The sequence below is a fragment of the Microcoleus sp. B4-C2 genome (assembly GCF_036705265.1).
In the GTDB taxonomy this organism is placed as follows: domain Bacteria; phylum Cyanobacteriota; class Cyanobacteriia; order Cyanobacteriales; family Microcoleaceae; genus Microcoleus.
Genome location: NZ_JAUBUB010000075.1, coordinates 1 through 21,815, shown reverse-complemented (window position 1 = coordinate 21,815; position 21,815 = coordinate 1). Strand labels below are relative to the sequence as shown.

Annotated in this window: 15 protein-coding genes and 1 tRNA gene; 7 read left to right on the top strand and 9 right to left on the bottom strand. The window is 47.0% G+C overall.

What is annotated here, in order from left to right; genetic code table 11:
• Positions 1-234: 234 nt before the first annotated feature.
• The 4 genes from QUB20_RS20260 to QUB20_RS20245 form a co-directional block, all read right to left on the bottom strand.
• Complete coding sequence (locus tag QUB20_RS20260) at positions 235-1,449, bottom strand: M20 family metallopeptidase (RefSeq protein ID WP_333248795.1); 1,215 nt, start codon at positions 1,447-1,449, stop codon at positions 235-237.
• 159 nt (positions 1,450-1,608) lie between these two features.
• Entirely contained in the window at positions 1,609-2,316 is a 708-nt protein-coding gene (gene bioD / locus QUB20_RS20255; RefSeq protein ID WP_333207779.1) for a dethiobiotin synthase, read from the bottom strand.
• Positions 2,317-2,376: 60 nt separating this feature from the next.
• Complete coding sequence (locus QUB20_RS20250) at positions 2,377-4,059, bottom strand: serine/threonine-protein kinase (protein WP_333248792.1); 1,683 nt, start codon at positions 4,057-4,059, stop codon at positions 2,377-2,379.
• A 403-nt stretch (positions 4,060-4,462) separates the two neighbouring features.
• Positions 4,463-4,921: a GatB/YqeY domain-containing protein gene (locus tag QUB20_RS20245; protein ID WP_333207777.1), complete on the bottom strand. Its 459-nt coding sequence runs from the start codon at positions 4,919-4,921 to the stop codon at positions 4,463-4,465.
• Between the two features lie 608 nt (positions 4,922-5,529).
• On the opposite strand from QUB20_RS20245, the gene QUB20_RS20240 reads away from it, so the two are divergent.
• From QUB20_RS20240 to QUB20_RS20230, 3 genes are all read left to right on the top strand, one after another.
• The gene (locus QUB20_RS20240) at positions 5,530-6,522 is read left to right on the top strand and encodes a ribose-phosphate pyrophosphokinase (protein WP_333244908.1); all 993 of its coding nucleotides are present in this window, start codon (positions 5,530-5,532) and stop codon (positions 6,520-6,522) included.
• Positions 6,523-6,955: 433 nt separating this feature from the next.
• A complete protein-coding gene (locus tag QUB20_RS20235; RefSeq protein WP_333248789.1) occupies positions 6,956-7,663 on the top strand; it encodes a DUF3747 domain-containing protein in 708 nt (235 codons plus the stop codon).
• A gap of 70 nt (positions 7,664-7,733) precedes the next feature.
• The gene (locus QUB20_RS20230; RefSeq protein WP_333248787.1) at positions 7,734-8,111 is read left to right on the top strand and encodes an S-layer homology domain-containing protein; all 378 of its coding nucleotides are present in this window, start codon (positions 7,734-7,736) and stop codon (positions 8,109-8,111) included.
• A 273-nt stretch (positions 8,112-8,384) separates the two neighbouring features.
• On the opposite strand, the gene QUB20_RS20225 is transcribed toward QUB20_RS20230, so the two are convergent.
• The 4 genes from QUB20_RS20225 to QUB20_RS20210 form a co-directional block, all read right to left on the bottom strand.
• Positions 8,385-9,266, bottom strand: coding sequence for a hypothetical protein (locus QUB20_RS20225; RefSeq protein ID WP_333248783.1), 882 nt, complete (start codon positions 9,264-9,266; stop codon positions 8,385-8,387).
• The gene (locus QUB20_RS20220) at positions 9,244-13,548 is read right to left on the bottom strand and encodes an AAA domain-containing protein (RefSeq protein WP_333248780.1); all 4,305 of its coding nucleotides are present in this window, start codon (positions 13,546-13,548) and stop codon (positions 9,244-9,246) included. Before QUB20_RS20220 ends, QUB20_RS20225 begins: the two co-directional genes overlap by 23 nt.
• A 182-nt stretch (positions 13,549-13,730) precedes the next feature.
• Positions 13,731-13,803: transfer RNA gene (locus QUB20_RS20215), tRNA-His, on the bottom strand.
• Positions 13,804-13,832: 29 nt separating this feature from the next.
• The gene (locus QUB20_RS20210) at positions 13,833-14,015 is read right to left on the bottom strand and encodes a hypothetical protein (protein ID WP_333248778.1); all 183 of its coding nucleotides are present in this window, start codon (positions 14,013-14,015) and stop codon (positions 13,833-13,835) included.
• 582 nt (positions 14,016-14,597) lie between these two features.
• Between QUB20_RS20210 and QUB20_RS20205 the strand changes: the two genes are divergently transcribed.
• From QUB20_RS20205 to cobA, 4 genes are all read left to right on the top strand, one after another.
• Entirely contained in the window at positions 14,598-16,133 is a 1,536-nt protein-coding gene (locus tag QUB20_RS20205; RefSeq protein WP_333248776.1) for a serine/threonine-protein kinase, read from the top strand.
• Between the two features lie 196 nt (positions 16,134-16,329).
• Positions 16,330-17,013 carry a manganese catalase family protein gene (locus tag QUB20_RS20200; protein ID WP_333244885.1) on the top strand — a complete coding sequence of 228 codons (684 nt, stop codon included), beginning with the start codon at positions 16,330-16,332 and terminating at the stop codon, positions 17,011-17,013.
• 305 nt (positions 17,014-17,318) lie between these two features.
• Positions 17,319-18,062, top strand: coding sequence for a sirohydrochlorin chelatase (locus QUB20_RS20195; protein WP_333248773.1), 744 nt, complete (start codon positions 17,319-17,321; stop codon positions 18,060-18,062).
• Positions 18,059-18,868 (top strand): uroporphyrinogen-III C-methyltransferase, encoded by an 810-nt coding sequence (cobA, locus tag QUB20_RS20190; RefSeq protein ID WP_333248771.1) that lies wholly within the window; start codon positions 18,059-18,061, stop codon positions 18,866-18,868. Before QUB20_RS20195 ends, cobA begins: the two co-directional genes overlap by 4 nt.
• Before the next feature lie 283 nt (positions 18,869-19,151).
• On the opposite strand, the gene QUB20_RS20185 is transcribed toward cobA, so the two are convergent.
• Positions 19,152-21,404: a PBP1A family penicillin-binding protein gene (locus QUB20_RS20185; RefSeq protein WP_333248767.1), complete on the bottom strand. Its 2,253-nt coding sequence runs from the start codon at positions 21,402-21,404 to the stop codon at positions 19,152-19,154.
• Positions 21,405-21,815 lie beyond the last annotated feature (411 nt).

The following is a 21,815-nucleotide window of genomic DNA, read 5'->3' as shown; positions in this document are numbered from 1 at the left end:
TATGAATTTGCTTGTTCTAGAAAAACTAAATTTTCTTGTGGGGAGTAGGGGTTGGGCTTCTAGCCCGCCCCTAAAAGGCTTATCGAGGATGGTGCAAGATGTGAGATGTTGTACCATTCTCAGGAACAGGCAAGATGCCTGTTCCACAAGATATGAATTTGCTTGTTCTAGAAAAACTAAATTTTCTTGTGGGGAGTAGGGGTTGGGCTTCTAGCCCGCCCCTAAAAGCCTGATTTACATCACGCAAAACTTTTCCACGCAGCGCACAAACATTTCTACACCCATCCCCAGCGCAGTTTCATCAAAATCAAAACGCGGGTGATGGTGCGGGTAAGCCAAGTTTTTCTCTGGATTTGCTGAACCCAAAAAGAAATAGCAACCGGGGACTTCTTGCAAAAAGAACGACATATCCTCGCCGCCCATTGTTTGACATTCTGGAACGATTCCCGCCGGAGTTTCGACAACTGCTTCTGCCACGTCGCGCACCAATTCAGCTATTCTCGAATCATTAATAACTGGCGGATAAAGCGCACAATAATCTAATTGGTAATTAGCGCCGTGACTCTGACAAATTCCAGCAATTACTTGCTCGATTCGGTTTGCAAAATAACCTTGATATGCTGGATTGAAATAGCGCACCGTACCACCGATTTGAGCGGTATCGGCAATGACGTTGTGGGTGTGGCCTGCGTGGAATTTGCCGACAGTTACTACCGCTGAGTCGATCGGGTCAATGTTCCGCGCGACAATTGCCTGCAAAGCGCTGACAATTTGGGCTGTAACTACGATCGCATCTACAGTCTGATGTGGCATTCCGCCGTGTCCACCTTTGCCAAAAATCGTGCAGTCAAAAACTTCGACAGCCGCCATCAGCGCGCCGCTGCGGACGCCTACAGTGCCCAAAGGTAGATTGTTCCACAAATGCAAGCCGACGATCGCATCAACATCAGGATTCTTCAAAACACCCGCCTCAATCATCGGTTTTGCCCCCCCTGGCCCTTCTTCGGCGGGCTGAAAGATAAATTTTACTTTACCCGAAAAGCTGTGTTTGTGCTTTGCCAGATAACAAACAGTACCAAGGGCGATCGCAATGTGGCCGTCGTGGCCGCAAGCGTGCATAATTCCATCATGCTGCGATCGATAATCCACCTCATTTTCCTCTTGAATCGGCAAAGCATCCATATCAGCCCGAATTGCCAAAACCCGCCCCGGTTTGCCGCTGTCTATAGTGGCGACAATACCAGTTTGAGCAATATTAGTTTCATGATCTATTCCCCATTCCTGCAACTTTTGTGAGATAAACTGCGCCGTTAAATTTTCATCAAAACTCAACTCCGGCCTTTGATGCAAAAGGCGACGCCATTCAACTAGCTGAGGCTGCAAATTTCTAATTTCCAGCCGCAACTGAGATAAATCGACAGAGGTTAAATTCGGTAAAGTAGAAACCATTTTTTATTCTCCTTATAGCAATTTGTAAAACTCTCTCTTTTCTTTCTCTGTGCTCTCTGCGCTCTCTGCGGTTAAAATAAAATCTTAGTTTTTAACCACAGAGGACGCAGAGTACGCAGAGTTCGAGAAGAATGAGAAAGAGATGTGTTGAGAATAGGGTTATTTAGAAGTCTGAGGAACTAAATTAACCCCTGGCAGTAACTGTTCTAAATCTAAATCTGAAGCAATTTTAGCTAATTTAGCAAGGTCAGTCGGGTCATCTAAATGCGGCAAAATACCCAACACAGGTATTTGAGTCAGCGACTGGATCAAATCAACGGGCGCTAAATCGGCAATTTCTTGTTCAGAATAAGCTTTAACGCAATTGAGCACAATTCCTCTGAGCTTAAAACCAGTGTGTTTGGCGAGAGCAACATTTGCCACAGCTTGCCCGATCGCCCCCAACTTCACAGGTACTACCAAAACCCCTCTCAGCCGCCAATCCCTAGCAATATCGGCCACCGTCAGTTCCCACGTTACAGGCGATCCCAGCCCTCCCAAAGCTTCCACCAACACAAAATCCTTGCGTTCAGAGAGGCTTTGCCACGCTGTCCAGACCTTTTCGAGTTCGATACGTCTCCCCTCCCGTTCGGCTGCAATTGGTGGTGCTAGAGGCGCATCAAAGTGCAGCGGATTGAGTTCTTCGGGGGATTGGTCGAGGGAAAACAAACGGGTGTAGAGTTCGCGATCGCCCGTTCCTGTTTGCATGAGTTTCATAATTCCCAAACTGCGATCGGGAAAATACATTTGCCAATAAGCAGCCAGAGCGGTGGTCAAAACAGTTTTGCCCGCGTCGGTATCAGTTCCAGCAATTAGCAGCGAGTTCATTGGCAAATAGCTAACAAGTAATTGGCCTCAACCTCAGTCTAGGGGAATTTTGCCAGAAGTTTATAGTTCGGGCGATGGTGCGGGTGTTGGTGCTGGTTCCGGTTCCGGCGCGGGTTCCGGTTCCGGTTCCGGCGACGGTGCAGGAGTTGGTTCCGGTTCCGGCGATGGTTCCGGTGTTGGCGCTGGTTCCGGCGAGGGCGCGGGAGTTGGGGCAGGTTCCGGTGTTGGCGCGGGAGTTGGTGCTGGTGTTGGCGACGGTGTTGGCGACGGCGCGGGTGTTGGTTTGGGTGCGGGCGCCGGTTTGGGCGCCGGTTTGGGCGCTGGAGTCGGCGCTGGAGTCGGCGCTGGGGTCGGAGTTGGCGCTGGGCTTGGTTCTGGGCTTGGTTCTGGTAAAGGTTCTGGGCTTGGTTCAGGCAAAGGTTCTGGGTTCGGTTCTGGTAAAGGTTCTGGGCTTGGTTCCGGCAAAGGTTCTAGGGTTGGTTCCGGCAAAGGTTCTGGGCTTGGTTCTGGCACAGGTTCTGGGCTTGGGGTTGCCAAAGGTTGCGGGGTTGGGGTTGGCAAAGGTAGCGGGTTTGGTACCGGAGTTAGTGTCGGCGTCGGACTTGTAAGTGCTGGCGGTGTCGGAGTGGGTTTGGGGCGCGAATTGTTGAGAAATGAGCCGACTAAAGCCCAGGAACCAAAGCCCGTCAAGATTACTAAGCCGGCCAGCAGTCCGATCGCAGCGATGGGATTGTCCCAAAAAGAGCCCCCAACAGGCTCACTTAACGGGTCTGGCTGGTTTGGCGGGGGGGAACTCTGGGCGACGGGCTCTGGCGGCCTGCCCACGGCCACCGTTGCTATTAGCGAAGGGTTTGTCTGCACCACTACTGGCGCGGGCGGTACAGTTGGCTGGCTAGGTTTAGGATTAGTTTGGGCGTCGAGTGCTTGGGCGACTTCGCTGACAGATTGATATCGATCGCCCGGAGATCGGCTCAACATCCGATTTAGCACCAAAGCCAAACCCGTGCTCACCTGCGCTTGCTGCTGCCAATTCCACTGCAGCGTTGTTTGATCGAGCAATTCCTGCGGTTCTTTGCCTGTCAGCAGGACGATCGCCGTTACGGCTAAAGCGTAGAGGTCGCTGCTGGCTGTTGCCCGCCCGCTTTGCAACTGTTCCATCGGCGCGTAGCCGATTTTACCGACAGTGGTTGCGTGGGCTGTTCCTTCGGGAGACTGGACTTTGGTGGCGAGTTCCTTCACCACTCCAAAGTCAATCAGCACCGGCAACTGGTCGTTTTCGCGCCGAATTATATTTTCTGGGGAGATGTCGCGGTGGATGATGCCGCGGGCGTGGATGTGAGCCAGTACCGGCAGCATTTGCCGGATAAATACCAAGACTTCGGCTTCGGTGAAGGTGCGACCCTTTGAAGTTCGATCGAGCAACAGTTCGCGGTAAGTCATCCCTTCCACGTAATCCTGCACTAAAAACAAACGCTGGTTCTCTTCAAATATTGCTCGAAACTGGGGAATTTGTGGGTGCCCAATTTGGTAAAGTATTGCCGCCTCTCTTTGGAACAATTCCTTCGATTTTTCCAAAACGTATGGCCCGCTTTGCACCGGGATCAATTCCTTCAGGGCGCACCGTTCTTGAAACCGTCCCAAATCTTCTACTAAATAAGTCCGGCCAAATCCTCCTTGACCTAAAATATTCACCAAGCGGTAGCGGTTTTGTAGGAGAGTTCCAATAGCAATAGGTGGCTGCATAAGTTTAAGTAGAAACTGTTAAAAAATAGACGATCGCTCACAGACTTAGTAATGCTAGGTCTTTAATGCTCTTGAGCATACTTCACTATCTGTAGTCCCCAGTCCCGACCAAAGTTAGTATTTTACATTTTTTATGACATTCTTGGACGCAATGATGGTCAGAAACCGGGTTTTTTCACGAAAACACAGAGGTTGCCACCTGCAGATCCGATCAAAAACCCGGTTTCTGCGTCAATATCTCAAGGGAGAAATGCACGATTTTTCGTAGAAACCGGGTTTTTTGGCCTTAGCCCTAATAAATTGTCGCCCCCGACCTAAGCCCTACATCTCTATAAAGCTTGAGATTATTTATGGGAGATGTCTACTGACTACTGACTACTGACTACTGACTACTGACTACTGACTAAGGACTAAGCTTTGCTTTCACCATGTCTTGAATTCTGTTACCGTCTGCTTTGCCCTTAAGCTGCTGCATTGCCTTGCCCATCACCTTGCCCATATCTTTTGCAGAAGTAGCGCCAACCGAAGCAATCACTTCGTCAACTACTTGACTCACCTCTTCGTCTGACATCTGCGCCGGCAAATACTCTTCAACAATTGCCAACTCCGCCTCCTCTTGTGCCACTAAATCTTCGCGGCCACCTTTGCGGTATTGTTCGATCGAATCCCGGCGCTGTTTGGCTATTTGCATCAAAATTTCCATTTCTTGAGCTTCTGTCAGCGTTTCTTGCCCGGAGGGACGGAGGCTGACTTCTTTTTCGAGAATAAATTTCTTGATGCCGCGAACTGTTTCCAAGCGAACTTTGTCCTTGGACTTCATGGCTGCTTTGATTTCTGCGTCAATGCGTTCTCTTAAGCTCATCGATTTCTACCTTGCTTTGCCCGATCTCAAAAATCTGAAGTATGCTTCCGATTCTTAACTTTTTTTACAGTATTTTTCAAGTTTATTGCCTGTTGGTGGCTTTTTTATCGCATGGAACCCGGATGCCTTCGACTTTCGACTGAATTTTGGGCCGCTAGACTTCCCGCCTCAGCCCCAAATTGACTCACGGTAGAACTTTTAGACCCAGGGACACCAGTGCGATCGTACTTCTGCCATTACAGAGAGCGCTAGAACCCACATTCCGCACGCTGGGCTGTCACACAGCATAATTACGCAGAATGCTTGATCTTTACAGTAATAAATTATGCCTTTAAAAAGTAATTTATCCGTTAATGTACGGTATTATAGTATAACTTATAGTTTTATGGGTGGATAAAAATAAGTAAAAACCGATTGTGACCGTTGAGGGTGCCGAAAGAGGGCTAGAAACCCGGTTTCTCGGACATATTTCTGCAAGTCCTATTCAATTCGCCTAACTTCACACTTGTGGTCGCCTCGAAAGTTAAATCTATTAAAAAATTGGCTGAATATTTCTAGTTTCAGATGGTAAGATAGCGATGGAATAAACGTCCTGCAAGAGGCCTGCTGTGATCCGTTCTGCTACTTTACCGCTTCCGCTTCCCGAGCCGCCGGTTTCCGCTCATGACCGTCTGCGGCTGTTCTCCGGTTCTGCTAATATTCCCCTCGCCCAAGAGGTGGCTCGCTATCTGGGGATTGATTTGGGGCCGATGGTTCGCAAGCGGTTTGCTGATGGGGAACTCTACGTTCAAATTCAAGAATCGATTCGGGGTTGCGATGTTTACTTGATTCAGCCAACTTGCTGTCCGGTAAACGATCGCCTGATGGAATTGTTAATTATGATCGATGCTTGTCGCCGCGCTTCGGCTAGACAAATTACTGCTGTCATTCCCTATTACGGATATGCTAGGGCTGACCGCAAAACGGCCGGAAGAGAGTCGATTACGGCAAAATTAGTGGCTAATTTGATTACGGAAGCTGGGGCAGGTCGCATTTTGGCGATGGATTTGCACTCGGCTCAAATTCAAGGTTATTTTGACATTCCTTTCGATCACGTTTACGGTTCGCCGGTGCTTTTGGATTATCTGGCGAGCAAGCAATTGACGGATATTGTTGTGGTTTCGCCGGATGTTGGCGGAGTCGCTAGGGCGAGAGCTTTTGCCAAAAAGCTTGGTGATGCTCCCCTGGCAATTATTGACAAGCGCCGCCAAGCTCACAACGTCGCCGAAGTGATGAACCTCATCGGTGATGTCAGGGGGAAAACTGCTGTGTTGGTGGACGACATGATCGATACTGCCGGCACGATTTCTGAGGGCGCGAGATTGTTGCGCCACGAGGGTGCGAGGCAGGTTTATGCTTGTGCTACTCATGCGGTGTTTTCGCCTCCAGCCATCGAGCGTTTGTCTAGCGGGGTTTTGGAAGAGGTAATTGTTACGAATACAATTCCTGTACCGGAAGAAAACCGTTTTGAGCAGTTGACGGTGCTTTCGGTAGCCAATTTGCTCGGAGAAACTATTTGGCGGATTCACGAAGATAGTTCTGTTAGCAGTATGTTCCGCTAGAGGGCAAAGACACTTTTTGAATGTTTGTTTGAGGGTGCGTTAACAAGAGTGTAACGCACCGTTTTTTGGCCCAATAGTGCGATCGTTTCCCGCAAGTAATCAGCCCAGGCTCATCTAAATTTTACTGTCAAGTTCCCTCAAATTCTTGTGGAGTGGGCGTCCCGCCCGCCCGGAAAATACAATTTAGATGCCGAACAGCTTATCAATTTCCTAGGTAAAATAACGGTTATAACTTTGTAGTGAGGACTCAAGTCCTCATACAATTCGCTCGGACTTGAGTTTTCACTACGAACCAATTTGACGATCGCCGATCGATCGCACTTGGTACCACCGGAACAAGAGATGGTAAAATTCTATCTTGTTGTTGGAAGAGGGCGACTTTTTTATATTCTAGATAAGTCTCATCACAATAAGGAGCCAATAGGGAAAAATCATGAAACATTCACTTGTACGAACAGTGGCCGCACTGGCAGGTTCAGCAATTTTAACACTTGGCGCGATCGGTTCGGCTAAAGCATTTACTTTTGACGAAACCGAAATTAACCAAGACCGAGTAATTGTCATCGCCCAACCCCGCCCTTCCGGCGGCTACCAATTGCTAATTGTAGAACAGGTATCTAACACGCGACAATGCTGGAGCGAAAGTGGCTCTAATCCCGTGAAAGTCGATCCATTATTAGTTAGTTTTGATTTCACCGGTATTTGTGGTCGCGCAACAGACAGCAACGGCTTTTCAATTCGCATGGCAGGCACCGATTTAGCATTAAAATACGCCCTGACTTTGGAAATTGTTGATGGCAATGTTCTACTAATTGGAACTCCCGTAGATTACCAAGGTAAATCGGTGGTGATAGGCCGCACAAATGGCGATGCTAACGAATTTATGAAAATCACTCTCGATCCTGCTTGGCGCTTGAGCAAAAGAGCTTATCAAGGCCGCACATTAGGTCACTTTTATTTCACTACCAATCAACCCGCACCGGAAGAAATTGGCAATACCGGAGGCAATACCGGAGGCAATACCGAAGTAATACCGCAGCCAATACCAATACCAATACCGCAGCCAATACCGCAGCCAATACCGCAGCCAATACCGCAGCCAATACCGCAGCCAATACCGCAGGAAATACCAATACCGTAGACAATACTAGCTTTTCTACAACTCGGAGATAGCTACCGATGATATCTACGCTTCCGAAATTAAAGAAGCTGTGGGCTTTGGGTTTGTAGCCCGGTTTTTTCAAAATAATACCTTTCGATCGCAATTTGCTGTTACCAGAGAGCAATTGGTATCTTTAGTTTGGGAATCTTTGAAAGGAATACAATGTGGTAATATCACCTTTCCTAGCCATGTTTCTATCCGTCCCTATAGCGACGTTCCTATTTCCCACTGGAGTGCCGGAAAACTTCTATTTGCGCGGGACAACAAGATAGTTAGCGGCTATCAAGATGGAACTTTTAAACCTACCCAGCCCGTCACTCGCGCTGAATTGATGGGGGTGCGCCGTCGAGAGGCGGAATTCGGTTTTTCGGCGGGAATGCAGCCAAATTTAGTTGCTAAAGAGCCGTCTAAAACTTTTTTAGAATAACGGCTCATTAATGTCTGAACATATTGACGATATTGAGCTAGTTTGTCCATTGCACAATTACCTCATTTGTTTGTTAATACTTATATTATGTTGTAATCTTTTCAAGAACGGGCTCTCCGGCCCGTTCCACAAAACTTGATTTTATTGTGGAATGGGCCGGAGAGCCCGTTCCTAAACAAGTAATTGAGAAGGGTGCAAGATATCAGTTAATCAGGACTTTAGTCCTGATTACAAACCAGTTCGTAATCAGGACTTTAGATTTCATCATATCGTTTACTTGGGTTTCTTCTTAGATAGCTTTTTAGGAGTTTTCGGAACCGGGATTGTCTCTAATTCTTGCTGTGCGATATCTGAGGTTGAGTTACAAAAGTCATTTAAGGAAAGTTTTTGTTGCGATTCAAGTTCGTTTAGCAAGTTTGAAGCAGTTTCTAATATTTGTTTTCCCTGTCGGACTTGAATAGTAGTTTTATTTTCGATCGCATCTAGCAACACAAAAACCGAGACTGTTTGCCAAATATCTAAATCGTCGCCGACGACATCGCAAGCAGAGACAATTTTGCCGTTTTGTGGGGCGTGAATTCCTAAGCCGGAATCTTGAATTAACGGCTGGATTTCTGCTATACTTAAATCCGCAAGGTCAGTAATTTTATGTTCGAGCGATACTAAATCTGCTAAATCGGGTAAGTTGACAGATTCGGCCGCTAAAGCATCGAACTTGAAGGTAAGAGTTTGATTCAGCGGATCGGAAATGGCATAAAGTGATTGAATTTGCGATCGACTAACCGCACCTTTCTCGAAAAAATTTCTCCCTTGTGGGGCGATCGCAATTTTCCCATTTTCAGCCACCTCCAAGCTTTCCAAACTAACCAGAGTAGCCGCCGTAGTCTTCACAAAAATCTCGTCCAACCCCAGCAAATCAGCCAATTCCTTCAAAGTTGGCGCAGGTTCAAACTCAACACCCGCCCGCAAAATGAACTCTTCCAACACGTTAAACTCGCGCGGTTCGCTAATCGCCACCTCCAGCGGAGTTTGCCGGATTGCGAAGCGGAATTGACGCGCCGCCAACACAGACAAACCCGGATTTTGTTGCTCAATTTGTTCGGCTAGCGAACTTAAATTCGAGTCTATGGATTTAGTTGAGGACGCTAGAAACATCTACAAAACCTCCGCAGTGACGCACCGTTTTTGAAACTTCCTGATACATTTTTCCCACTGTACCTGTTTGTTGGGTAAATAAATCGTGGCAGCCGACAACTACCAGCAATTCTTGAGCGCGGGAAAATGCCACATTCACCCGTTCCGGTTCCTTAGCAAATCCAATATCGCCCCTAACATTATTGCACACTGTGCTGACAATAATTACAGGTCTTTCCATGCCTTGAAATATGTCAACCGTACCAGTACGGATGCTCAAAGCTGGGAATCTTTCGCCTTCGATTCTGTCTTTAATTGCATTTAATTGAGCAGCATAAAAAGTGATAATTCCGATTTCTTTCGGTGGTTCACCGTCGGCAACTTTGGGCTGCCAAGCTATCTCCATTTGTTCGCACAAACGCTCGATCGCATCAATCTCCTTGACATTCAACCGCGAAGTACCCTGTTTTTCCTCTTCAAACCCTTGTCCAATGGGCGTTTTCACCCACAGAATGTGATTATTTTCTTGAATGATTCTACCTGCGAGGTTGTGGGCGCGTTTGGTGTCAGCTTCCTGAATGCCACAGTTGAGCTTTTGCTGGTAAAACTGATTGATTGCGCCCATGATTTGCGGGTGCATTCGGTATTGAGTTGTCAGCATTTTTTTGATGCTGTCGCTGGCATTTTCAAACAAAACTTTGAACAGCGATTCTTTGATAAAGTTAAGTTCGTCTCCGGTACAGCCGATGTCTTCGGCAATATCGTCGATCGTACTTTGATTAAACATCGGCGGCAATTGCCTGTGATCGCCCACTAATACTAACTTTCTGCCTTTCAAAGCAGGGATTAATAACTCTGGCGGAGTGCATTTGCTAACTTCGTCAATGATAACTGCATCAAAGCTGGGAAAGTTTTTAGTAAAATCGAAACTAGCAGCTTGCACGCAAGTAATGCCGATCACGTTGGCATTGTCAATATAAATTTGCTTTAAATCGTTGCGGTCTTTTTCTGATGGATTGCGGAGTTTTTGAATCCAATCTGTCACAAACGTTTGAGAGCGATTTAGTGCGGTTTCTTCTTGTTCTAATTTACGTTGCCAAGTTTTGAATAAACGCTTAATTTTGTTCAAAAAAGCTACGGTGAATAATCCTGTATTCGGAACTTCTGGCTGATATTGAGTCGGGATAGTTTGCCATGCTGACTCCCACCAATTTCTCTCGACAAGTAATGCTGCTGTTGGTTGCTGCTGTTGCAGTTGAGCATTAATTTCGCTCAATTCTGTTTGAAGTTCGGCGAGTTGCTGCTGCGAAGTTGCCGCCGCAATTTGCAGCGGGGATAAATGCTCGTCAAGAGTGTTTTTGATGGTTTCCAAAACCCCAAAAGGGTCTAAGTCAGCAATGGATTTCTCAAGCTGAATCGTGGTTGATTTCCAAGCCTCAACTTGCTTGACAAACTGCTGCGGTTGCTCCCAAATATTCGATTTTTGGGCGAGATATTGTTCGGATAAAATTCGCAATTTTTCAGGTACGTTTGGCTGTTGGACAATTGCTTGCAACAAAGTAGTAACTTCGCTAATTTTTAAGTTTGCCTCTTGCTGCGCTGTTTCTACCTGAAGTTTAGCGGCGGATATTTGCTGCTGGCTCAAGGTTTGACCGATTTTATCTAATAACTGTTGCTGTTTGATAAGCTGCTGTTCGGTTTCGGTTTTCAGGGGAACCACGCACTGACGGGCGTTTGCGAGGATACTGTGCAGCAATTCTTTGACTAGGCGATCGAAGGTAGCCTGGATATGATTTGGGTGCAAGGATTGACTGTAAAATTGTTGAATGCTAGCTAAGAAAGTCGCTGCTTTTTCGATGATAAATTTGCGCTGACTTTGGCTGACTTGGGAGTAGCTGGCGAAGTCTTTAGCTAGTTGCTGCCACTGTGTACGATCGCCCGCAGAGAGCACGATCGGCGTTTGACTCAAATTTAGGTGCAAAAACTCGCTAAACCGAAATTGTTGCCCTTGTATATCCTTAAAACCTGCGCTTTCTTCGTGGGATATCGCCTTTTGCAACCGATCTAAATCGGGCAAATTGATTTTGCATTTGGGCGGCACGATCGGCAATTTGAGCGATCGGGCAATTTTCAGCAATCCTGCGGGCAATTCTACCATATCATCCGTCAGCATTGCGCCCGTTTCCCAGCAAGTTTTCACGACTTCATAGAGCCCCGTATCTGCTGTCTCAATCCACTGTGCAACGGCGACGACAACGGCTGCAATTTCCGCTTTTCGCAGTTCCAAATTCTTGATTTTCTGTTCGAGATTGTGGCGGTGCGTCTGATTTTGCCGATCGCCCAATTCGAGTTGATTCACAGCATCCGACATCTGCCGCGACACCCGCAACGACTCCGCAACCGCCGACATAGCGTGACAAACATCATCCGCGCGATCGAATGCCGTCTTAAATTCCGATATTTGCGCTGCTACAGTTTCCTGCAGCCAAACCGCAATCCCAAACGCGCCGCAAGCAGGGCGATCGAACCCTATTTGAATAGCATTGCTAGCGGCAATCCGCACATTTGCCATAAAGTTTTCTACTAAAACATTGCCTTCTGAATAGGGTTTTAGTCGGGGCATAAACTCGGCAACTTCTGGAGATTCCCAGTTGACATTCGGCGCATCCAGCAAACTTTCTAGCCCACTAACTAGAGATTCAATCTCGCTTTTTTTGGTTAAAGCCTCTTCATAAGCTGCTGCTTGCTGACTGCATTTTTCCTCAATACTTGCTTGACTGTCGTGCAGATGTTTGAGCTCATTAAAAAAATCTCTCTCTGCGGCACAGTAGGCGGTAAATCGCTCTGATTCTGCCACCAACTGCCGCAAAGATGTGATATTAGTCAGGCGCTGCGAGAGCTTTTCTTCGCAGTCAGTCGCCGTATTTTGCAGCCAAGTGCCGATCGCATTTTCCTCTAAAAACGGCTGCCCTTCTTCCTGCACCTTATGAGCTTTTCCTTTCCGCAAAGCCCGAATCGCCGGATTGTGAACTAACCGACTCAAAGCATTGTCTACAGCCAAATTTGCTTGCGAAGCAATGAGCGTTTTGCCACCCTGACGGGCAATTTGATAGCAAATCTCCGCAATCACAGTCGTTTTGCCCGTTCCCGGCGGCCCTTGAATCAAAATTAAATCCCGCGCCGAAAGCACCGTTTCTACGGCCGCAAGTTGGTCGTCATTAGCATTGCGATTTAATAAGTTTTCCCGATCCAATTTAATCAGTTTTTCGGGCATTCTCGCCTGAGAAGAGTCGAATAAAAACTCACTCAAATAGGGATTTTGAGCGCGGCCATCTGTCAGCATTTTTAAAGCTTTTTTCTTGCGTTCAATCTGACTGATATCGCCCGCCGCCTCAAAATACAAGAATCCTTGTTTGGGCATTTGATATCTGCCGCCCGCCATGCGAGATCCTAAATCAACATCTAACTTAATCCGTAATTTACTATGTTCAAAGTCAATTTCCGCGATGCTACCCAATGTCTCTCCATCTCGGCTGCTTCTGCTTCCGGGCGGCGAATCAAACAGAATAATTTCTTCATTTCGCGCCTTTTTTAGCCTTTCGCGAAAGTCGCCCAATTCTAAGGGATTTTCCTCATAGCCATCAAGAGTTGCGGAATTACGCTCAATTTCAAAAGTGACGATTTTGAAGCCGGAACCGTAATTATGACCGCGGAAAGGCACGCAAAATTGACGCGCTTCCGCGATGCGTTTTTCCACATTTAAAAAAGTATGCCAAACTTTTAGTTGTTCCGTAGTTGGTATGTGTCTGTCGTCCCAAAATGGCATTTGTTGGACGCGGGCGATCGACTTTACAGGAATTGGCGATCTACTCTTAGCCAAAAGTCGCAACTGAACCGGCAAAGAATACCCATCTTTCCTCCCTCTGGGAACCGCCACCAAACCAGCATCCAGCAGTTTTAAACCGCCAATTCCGTCTTCACAGCGTACAGTTGCTAACAACCGCAAAGTGCGATCGGCTTTTTGCAACAATTGGGGTAATTCAAAATCATCTCCATCCGTAGCAAGGAGCAATTCCCAGATTTCTTCTTCCGAAAATCTCTCATTTACCTTTTGGCGGCGCACGTAGAAAAGATTGTGGGATTTCCCAGCTATCTCCGACATCAGAATTTCCGCACGCTCTTTGCATTCCCAATCGCAATATTTCCCTAAAGCCGCTTCTCCTTCTATATCCCGAATAAACTTATTAATTGTGCGATCGCCACTAAATTTATATCCCCAATCTTCTGTTACTAAAGATGGCATATTTTGATTTTAGATTTTAGATTTTAGATTTTAGATTGGATTTAAGATTAGCACATCGGAACTTGTGCCGACAGAACCGCGACCTCCAAAAAAAAATTAAGGTGTGCATTGCACACCCTACGACCATCGCAAATTACCGTACAGGCAACGGGCGATCGAATTAAACAGTTGAGAATCAAAAGGGCGAACGATGGGACTTGAACCCACGAATGGTGGTACCACAAACCACTGCCTTAACCACTTGGCTACGCTCGCCGTATCAGTTTTAACTATAGCATCATATCTCAGCACAAGTCTAGGGGTAAGGCAAAAATATTTTGAAATATTTCTGAGCGTCCCTGAACCGGACAGATCGATGGTGCCTCAAATTCCAAGCACAGTAGGAGTTTAGCACAATTTTCGCTCTGTGCGATCGGGGTGAGCGATCGACCTGTGCGATCGGCAATTATCTCGCCCCCAGCACTCAATCGATTTTAGATTTTAGATTTTAGATTTTAGATTTTAGAATTGAAGCATTGACTTGCGCGAGATAAATTCGGGGGCTCCTTTATCGGATACAGGTTTTTTATGTCTCCACGGATGAACCACGTGGCGGGTATCCTGGATGCTTTCGGTCATGGGGCCTAGGTTCGGTAGCTTTGGCAGCGTCCCGATTCGATCCCGCGCATTAAAATAGCCTTATCAGCCCAGGCGCATCTACAGTCCAGCTTGATAAAACTCACCTCTGACACCATTTTTAAGAACAGGCAAGATGCCTGTTCCACAAAGAATGAATTTCTTTTAGGGTGGGATCTTCTAGCCCGCCCCTAAAAGCCGGATTGAGAATGGTGCAACATCTCAGATGAAATGCTTGTGGGGTTTCCCGCCCGCCCGAAAAATACAACGCAAGAAGCCGGACAGCTTATCCCACACTGCATGAGTTATCAACCATCCCTCTTGTCTCTCTTCTCTCTTCCCTCTTCCTTCGCGCAGCTTCGCGTCTTCGCGGTTCGTTTAAAAAAAAGTCTTCTGTGCAATCTAAAATCTAAAATCTAAAATCTAAAATCGATATGAGCTACTGTGTGAACCCTGAATGTCAAAATCCTCAAAACTCCAACGCCGCACAATTTTGCTTAAACTGCGGCTTTAACCTGGTGCTGAGACAGCGATATCGCCCGATTGAACTTTTAGGTAGAGGCGGATTTGGTAAAACTTTCCTAGCAATTGATGAAGACATCCCATCTCTACCCCCCTGTGCAGTCAAGCAATTTTATTTTTACGACCGTGATCCCGAAATTTTCAACAAAGCCGTTGAATTATTTCGGCAAGAAGGCGTCCGTTTAGACGAACTCGGAAAACACCCGCAAATCCCCACATTATTAGCCTGCTTTGAACAAGAAGGTCATATTTATTTAGTTCAAGAGTTTATAGAGGGATCGACTCTTAAACAAGAATTAGACCAGAGTGTCTACGATGAAAATCAAATTTGGCAACTGCTGCAAGACTTATTGCCCGTGCTGCAATTTATCCATGAGAAGCGCGTCATTCACCGGGACATCAAACCTGAAAATATTATCCGCCGCCAATCGGACAACAAACTCGTATTGATCGATTTCGGCATTGCCAAACTGCTGACTGATTCAGCAATACTCCGTTCAGCAACGCTCATCGGCAGTCAAGATTATGTAGCTCCAGAACAAATGCGCGGCAAAGTATTTCCTGCTAGCGACCTTTACAGTTTAGGGGTTACTTGCATTCGCCTGATGACGCAAGTTCCTCCCTTGGATATGTACGACTGCAACCACGAGCGCTGGTGGTGGCGCGAGTTTCTCCCCAAAGCCACGAGTATTAGCGACGAGTTAGGTGAAATTTTAGATAAATTGCTGCAAACTCGTCTCACTCAGCGGTACAGTTTTGCTACGGAAGTTTTGGACGATATCAAAGCAGCTTTAGATATTCGCCATCAAAATTTGCTTTCGCCCCAAAAGCCGATCGCTCCTGCTCTTAATAATAGCGACAACTCGGCCGATATCAACGCGCTACAAACTCCTGATTCTCCGATTTTACCCACAAATGCCGTAGCCAATTCCGCAGAAACTTTTCCCTTATCTGTTACTTCAAATACTTCAAATCTCGATCCAACCCTAATTTCTGCACGGGGAGTTGATTATACCAAACTGCGAGATTTTTTGTCAAACAAAAAGTGGAAAGAAGCCGATCGCGAAACTTGGGGCTTGATGTGTCAGTCTCTTTCTCAGCCACCGGGTACTCAGCTAGAAATTAGCCAAATTTACCAGCTACCCTGCGAAGATTTGCAAACAGTCGATCGCCTTTGGTTGCGCTACAGTCAAGGTCGGTTTGGCTTCAGCGTCCAAAAGGAGATTTATGAAAGCGTTAAGGGAGACTATATCAGATTTTGCGATCGGGTCAACTGGCAAACCTACAATTCTGCTACTACTTTAGGGCAGATTAAATTTAGTCAGCAAGCACCAATCGGACACCTCCCCTCTCGCAGTTGGGTTGGCGGCATTCAGTGGCTGCGACACCTCGATGCCCTATCAGCAAAATTAACCGAGTGCGACAATAATCCTGCTCCTAAATTGTAATTCGGTCTACCGACTCACTAAGTATAATTTCATATTTAAACTCTACCGGAAAGCAGAGAAATTTGTTGAGCTAGATGTATCCATCGACCGAGGCTCGGTGCGATCGCTTGTCGCACAATGGATGCTGAAGGTGAACACAGCTACAAGTCTGCAATCCTCAGACTGTAGCAACAGAATTAAAGAGAGGTATCAATCCATGTTTTTTCACAAAAAACAATTAATGGCTGCGGTGACTGTAGACCAACCCAACCCCCGTTTTGCCCAATTGCTGCTAGAACAGTTTGGCGGAGCAACCGGAGAACTGACAGCAGCTCTGCAATACTGGGTGCAGTCTTTTCACTGTGAAGATGCAGGGATTAAGGATATGCTCCAAGATATTGCAATAGAAGAATTCAGCCACTTAGAAATGGTGGGTCAACTCATAGAAATGCACACCAAAAACGTTGACCAAACAGAAGCTTACAAAAGCACTTTGTTTGCGGTGCGTGGCGTAGGCCCACACTTGTTGGACAGCCAAGGTCAAGCTTGGACGGCAGCTTATGTCAACGAAGGTGGCGATGTGGTGCGCGATTTACGCGCTAATATCGGTGCAGAAGCAGGAGCCCGCCAAACCTACGAAGAGTTGATTAAACTAGCACCAGATATGGGAACGAAAAAGACGTTGCAGTTTCTGCTGACTCGCGAAATTTCTCACACTCAAATGTTCATGAAAGCTCTGGAAGCGCTGGGCAAACTCACCGATCCGATGTTCGGCAATATTCCGCCAGATTCCACTGTGGATCTCTACTTTAACTTGTCCACAAATGGCAAGGATGAACGCGGCCCTTGGAACTCGGAACCTACTTTCAAATACATTGCCGATCCCGCTCCAAAAGCTTAATTTGAGAGTTGTTTAGCGTGTGGGGCTTAAAAGATTTAAGCCCTGTATTAAGTAATTTTTCAGCCGCCCGCCTTCTTTTGTAAGGTGGGCGGCTTAGAAAATTTAAGCCCTGTGTTGAGTGCGTAGGTTGGGTTGAGGAACGAAACCCAACATTTTCTCTACAATTTTCCTTAACTGAACCTTATTGATTTTTAAGCCGCGCACCGTAGGATATCGAACTTTTGTGTTGAGTATTTTTCAAGTCACGGGCCCAACGGTGTTATAATTATTTGAAATTCGGCTCGAACATTAACATCAAATCCATATTGAAATTGCGCTCATCCACCTATTTATTAGTTTCTCACGGCAGCCGCGACCCCAGACCTCAAGTAGCTTTGGAAAACCTAGGTCAACTGCTGTCTCAAAATTTGGCTGACTCGTTCCCAGCAGTAGCAACCGCCACCTTAGAACTAGGGCCCGCACCGCTGCACGAACAAATTTGCAGTTTTGGCGAACGTACCCTGTCCCTGGGACTGACAGAATTGCAAATCCTGCCTGTATTTTTATTGCCTGGTGTTCACGTCGCCGAAGACATACCGGCAGAGGTCGAAATTGCCCAACAAACTTTTGGTGACAAGCTAAAAATTGAATTGCGCCCGCATTTAGGTTCCCAGGAAGCAGGCTTAACAAAATTGGTAAAAAGTCAGATGGAAGAGGTGACTTTTCTCCCCAATCTGCTATTGCCAAAATGGATTTTATTATCTCACGGCAGCCGTCGCCCCGGAGGTAACTCGACAGTTGAGGAAATCGCCAGCCAACTCGGTGCGGTGGCAGCTTATTGGTCGGTAAAGCCGAGTTTGTCAGAGCAAATTGAGAGTTTGGTTCGTGGTGGACAGCAGCAAATAGGGATTGTGCCATACTTCTTATTTAATGGAGGAATTACAGATGCGATCGCCAAAAATGTCGCACAGCTAAAGCAGCAATTTCCAGCGGCGGAACTTCATCTCGCAAATCCTCTAGGCCCAAGTGTACAATTAGCAGACTTAATTGGGAATTTAATTCAAGAATGAACCGCAGAGGCACAGAAGAGGTAAAGGAAGCAAGAAAAATGTCTTTAGGAAAAGTGTATTTAGTAGGTGCGGGGCCGGGAGATCCGGGTTTGATGACTTTGAAGGGAAAAGCTTTGTTAGAGTGCGCGGATGTGGTGATTTACGACGCTTTAGTCAGCCCTCAAATTTTGGCAGCAATCAACCCCCAAGCAGAACGAATTGATGCCGGAAAACGCAAAGGGCGTCACTCGTTAATGCAGGATGAAACAACTCAGCTAATGATAGAAAAAGCTGGAGATAATGCGATCGTAGTTCGTCTCAAAGGCGGCGATCCGTTTATCTTCGGCCGCGGTGGCGAAGAAATGGAAGAGTTGGTAAAAGCTGGAGTTTCTGTAGAAGTCGTCCCCGGTGTAACTTCTGGGATTGCGGCCCCTGCTTATGCGGGCATTCCTTTAACACATCGATCGTACAGTTCCTCAGTCACCTTTGTCACCGGCCACGAATCAGCGGGAAAATATCGGCCGGAGGTAAATTGGCAGGCGATCGCCCGTGGCTCCGAAACCATTGTAGTATACATGGGAATCCACAATTTGCCTTACATTATCGGCCAGTTAACAGATGCAGAATTAAGTGCAGAAACGCCCATAGCATTAGTGCGCTGGGGAACGCGGCCGGAACAAGAAGAATTGATCGGGACTTTGGGTACAATTGTAGAGCAAGTTGAGGCGATCGGATTTGCAGCACCTGCGATCGCAGTCATCGGAAATGTCGTCAATTTGCACTCGATATTGTCGGGCTGTCGGCCAGTTTCTCAGACTGTAGAATAAGCGAAAAAATTGCCCCTAAATCCTCGTAGGGTGCGCCCGGCCGCGCACCTTACTGCTAAATCTATTTTTGGCGATTAGTTATGCTCGCCAACAACTAAGGATCGCGAATTAAATAACTTACAATTTTAATTGTTATTGTGGGATGGGCGTCTCGCCCGTCCAAAAAGGACGGGCGGGACGCCCATCCAACTTTCAAGAGTGGAAGTTATTTAATTCTCATTCCTAACAACCAACCACTAACTAATGACTAATGACTGAGGACTAATGACTAATGACTAATGACTTAACGCGCCACCTGCCGCATATATTCCCCCCACAACTGGGCGGCATTTGAACTACCTCCCGCAGTCGGAGAATTATCATCATTTCCCAACCAAACTCCTGTCACCAGTTGCTGACTCGGAATATAACCGACAAACCACAAATCTCTATTATCATTAGTCGTGCCTGTTTTTCCAGCTTCTCCCAACCCCAAAGCAGCACTGCTACCCGTACCTCCCCGCACCACACCTTGCAGCATATCAGTCATCGTATCCGCTACGGCTTCCGAAACTAACTGCCGATTGGCAATGCCATCTTTTTGATACTCATAAATCACCCGGCAACTGTTAAAATCATTTCGATCTTTGCAATCGCTGCTGTCAATAATTCGCTTAATTACGTGGGGACGATTGCCCAAACCCCGATTGGCCAAAACCCCGAAAGCACCCGTTAATTGCAACACATTAACTTCACTTTCACCTAATACTAAACCAGGGTTAGAACGCAGTTCCGAAGTAATTCCCAAACGTCTTGCCATTCCCACTACATTGTCTAAACCGACATCTTGTGCAATTCTCAAAGCAACTGCATTTTCCGACTGTGCTAAACCCCGATACATATCAGCATTACCGCTGGTTCTTTCGCAGCCGCTGTAACTTTGTCCGCCCCAAGAAAGGGGGGCGCAAGAATAAGTTTTATCGGGTGAGATTCCCTGTTCCAGGGCGGCTGCATAGCTGAAAATCTTAAATGTAGAACCGGGCTGTCTCAAAGCTTGGGTAGCCCGATTAAACTGACTTTTCAAGTAATCTACGCCCCCAACTAAAGCTAAGACTTCCCCGGTTGTACTATTGAGAGTTACCACGGCTCCTTGAGAAAAACCTGCACTGGCTCCGGCATTTTCAACAGCATTTCTGAGGGAAGTTTCCGCCAACTTTTGCAGGCCGGGATTCAAACCTGTTTCTACAATAAAATTGCCTTCTCTGGCTAACTGCTCCCCCAGCAAAAACTCCAATTCGTCAAATACATAACTGTAGAAATAAGGAGCGATCGTACTTTGCAGATATTGGCGGGCTTTAGGATTGATCTCAATTCGCGATCGCCTCGCGCGATCGGCTTCTTCCTGAGAAATCGTCCCCAGTGCGCGCATCCGTTCGATCACTCGATCACGATACTGCACCGCCAACTGATAATTTTGAATCGGATTAAAACTGTTGGGAGCAGGCAAAATCCCTGCCAAAGTTGCCGCCTCTGACAAAGTTAAATCCTTCGCCGACTTCCCAAAATAAAACCGAGCCGCATCCTCAAAACCGTAAAGGTCAACTCCCAAAAACACGCGATTCAAATAAGTCAGCAACAGCTCATCTTTGCTGTAATAATTCTCCAGTTTCAAGGCAACTACAGCTTCCCGTAACTTGCGTCCCGCCGAATCTTGAGTTCCCACATAATCTCGAAACAAACTCCTCGCTAATTGCTGCGTCACAGTGCTGCCGCCTTCGCGAATTCCTCCCCCGCGAACATTGGTCAAAAGCGCGCGCAAAACTCCGATCGGATCTACTCCCAAATGCCAATTGTAGCGGCTGTCTTCCGAAGCAAGTACCGCCTTGGATAAATAAGGCGAAAAATCCTGCAATTGCTTTAATTCTAAGTGAGCGTTATTCTGAGGAGGACGCAGCGGAGTTTGCCCATCGCGGGCGTAAACAATCACGGGGCCATTGATACTTCTTGGCAGAGGCCGCACTTGAAACTTTGTCGATTCCATGCCTACCAACACGGCAATCAAAGCGGTGATTCCGCTGACGCCATAAAAGCTGTAACGCACAAGTTGCACATACCAAGGCGGCGGATATACGAATTGAATTCTGACAGCGGCGGCTAGTTCCGGCGGCCCTAAAGTGAACACGTCTCCGTGACGCAGGGACATACTTTTAACTCGCCTTTTGCCATTGTAAATGCCGTTTGTGGAGTCTTCATCTTTGATGACAAAAGGAGTCCGTCGCCGAGTATCGCGCGACAGGGATAAGTGCACGTGACTGACAACGGGATTGCGAACTACAATATCTGAAGATTTGGACGATCGACCTAACAAATATCGATCGCCCAACAGCGGATAAACCTCAGCTTTAGCTGCACCCGCATCCTGCACCCACAGTTCGGGTACTTTGGCATTAGGTTTCAGCGCTAGCTGGTTAAAATTAACCTTAGCAATAGTCTGGACTGCTTGGGTAATCGCACCCAAGACGGTTTGAGGTTTGCGGGGCGGCGGCGGTGGGGTCATATTTCGCTGTGCACTACGATCGAGCGATCGGCTCTTGCACCATTCTACTCGCAACTTTTGGCTAATTTCACGATCGGCTCACACTCTTAGGGCGATCGTCGGCTAATGGCGATCGATTTTGGGGTGATTGGTGAACCCGCAAGGCCAGCAGTTGATTGAGCAAATCTCCACCCAGCCACAACAAATCCCGATCTCACCAGGAAATTAAATTATCATAAACTTGCCCCAAAATTAATACTTTCGATAACATTTATAGCGGTTCTCAAGCGTGGTGAGGTATGGGGTGAGTCCTATGCCCTATGCCCTATGCCCGCGAGAGCACCTCATGTTACTGAGGATCGCGAATTAAATAACTTACAATTTTAATTGTTATTGTGGGATGGGCGTCCCGCCCGTCCTTTTTGGACGGGC

Bases quoted from the DNA above. Each gene is read 5' to 3' on its own strand.
- QUB20_RS20260 (WP_333248795.1), bottom strand. From the start codon at position 1,449: ATGGTTTCTACTTTACCGAATTTAACCTCTGTCGATTTATCTCAGTTG.
- bioD (WP_333207779.1), bottom strand. From the start codon at position 2,316: ATGAACTCGCTGCTAATTGCTGGAACTGATACCGACGCGGGCAAAACT.
- QUB20_RS20250 (WP_333248792.1), bottom strand. From the start codon at position 4,059: ATGCAGCCACCTATTGCTATTGGAACTCTCCTACAAAACCGCTACCGC.
- QUB20_RS20245 (WP_333207777.1), bottom strand. From the start codon at position 4,921: ATGAGCTTAAGAGAACGCATTGACGCAGAAATCAAAGCAGCCATGAAG.
- QUB20_RS20235 (WP_333248789.1), top strand. From the start codon at position 6,956: ATGAAACATTCACTTGTACGAACAGTGGCCGCACTGGCAGGTTCAGCA.
- QUB20_RS20225 (WP_333248783.1), bottom strand. From the start codon at position 9,266: ATGTTTCTAGCGTCCTCAACTAAATCCATAGACTCGAATTTAAGTTCG.
- QUB20_RS20220 (WP_333248780.1), bottom strand. From the start codon at position 13,548: ATGCCATCTTTAGTAACAGAAGATTGGGGATATAAATTTAGTGGCGAT.
- QUB20_RS20205 (WP_333248776.1), top strand. From the start codon at position 14,598: ATGAGCTACTGTGTGAACCCTGAATGTCAAAATCCTCAAAACTCCAAC.
- QUB20_RS20200 (WP_333244885.1), top strand. From the start codon at position 16,330: ATGTTTTTTCACAAAAAACAATTAATGGCTGCGGTGACTGTAGACCAA.
- cobA (WP_333248771.1), top strand. From the start codon at position 18,059: ATGAACCGCAGAGGCACAGAAGAGGTAAAGGAAGCAAGAAAAATGTCT.
- QUB20_RS20185 (WP_333248767.1), bottom strand. From the start codon at position 21,404: ATGACCCCACCGCCGCCGCCCCGCAAACCTCAAACCGTCTTGGGTGCG.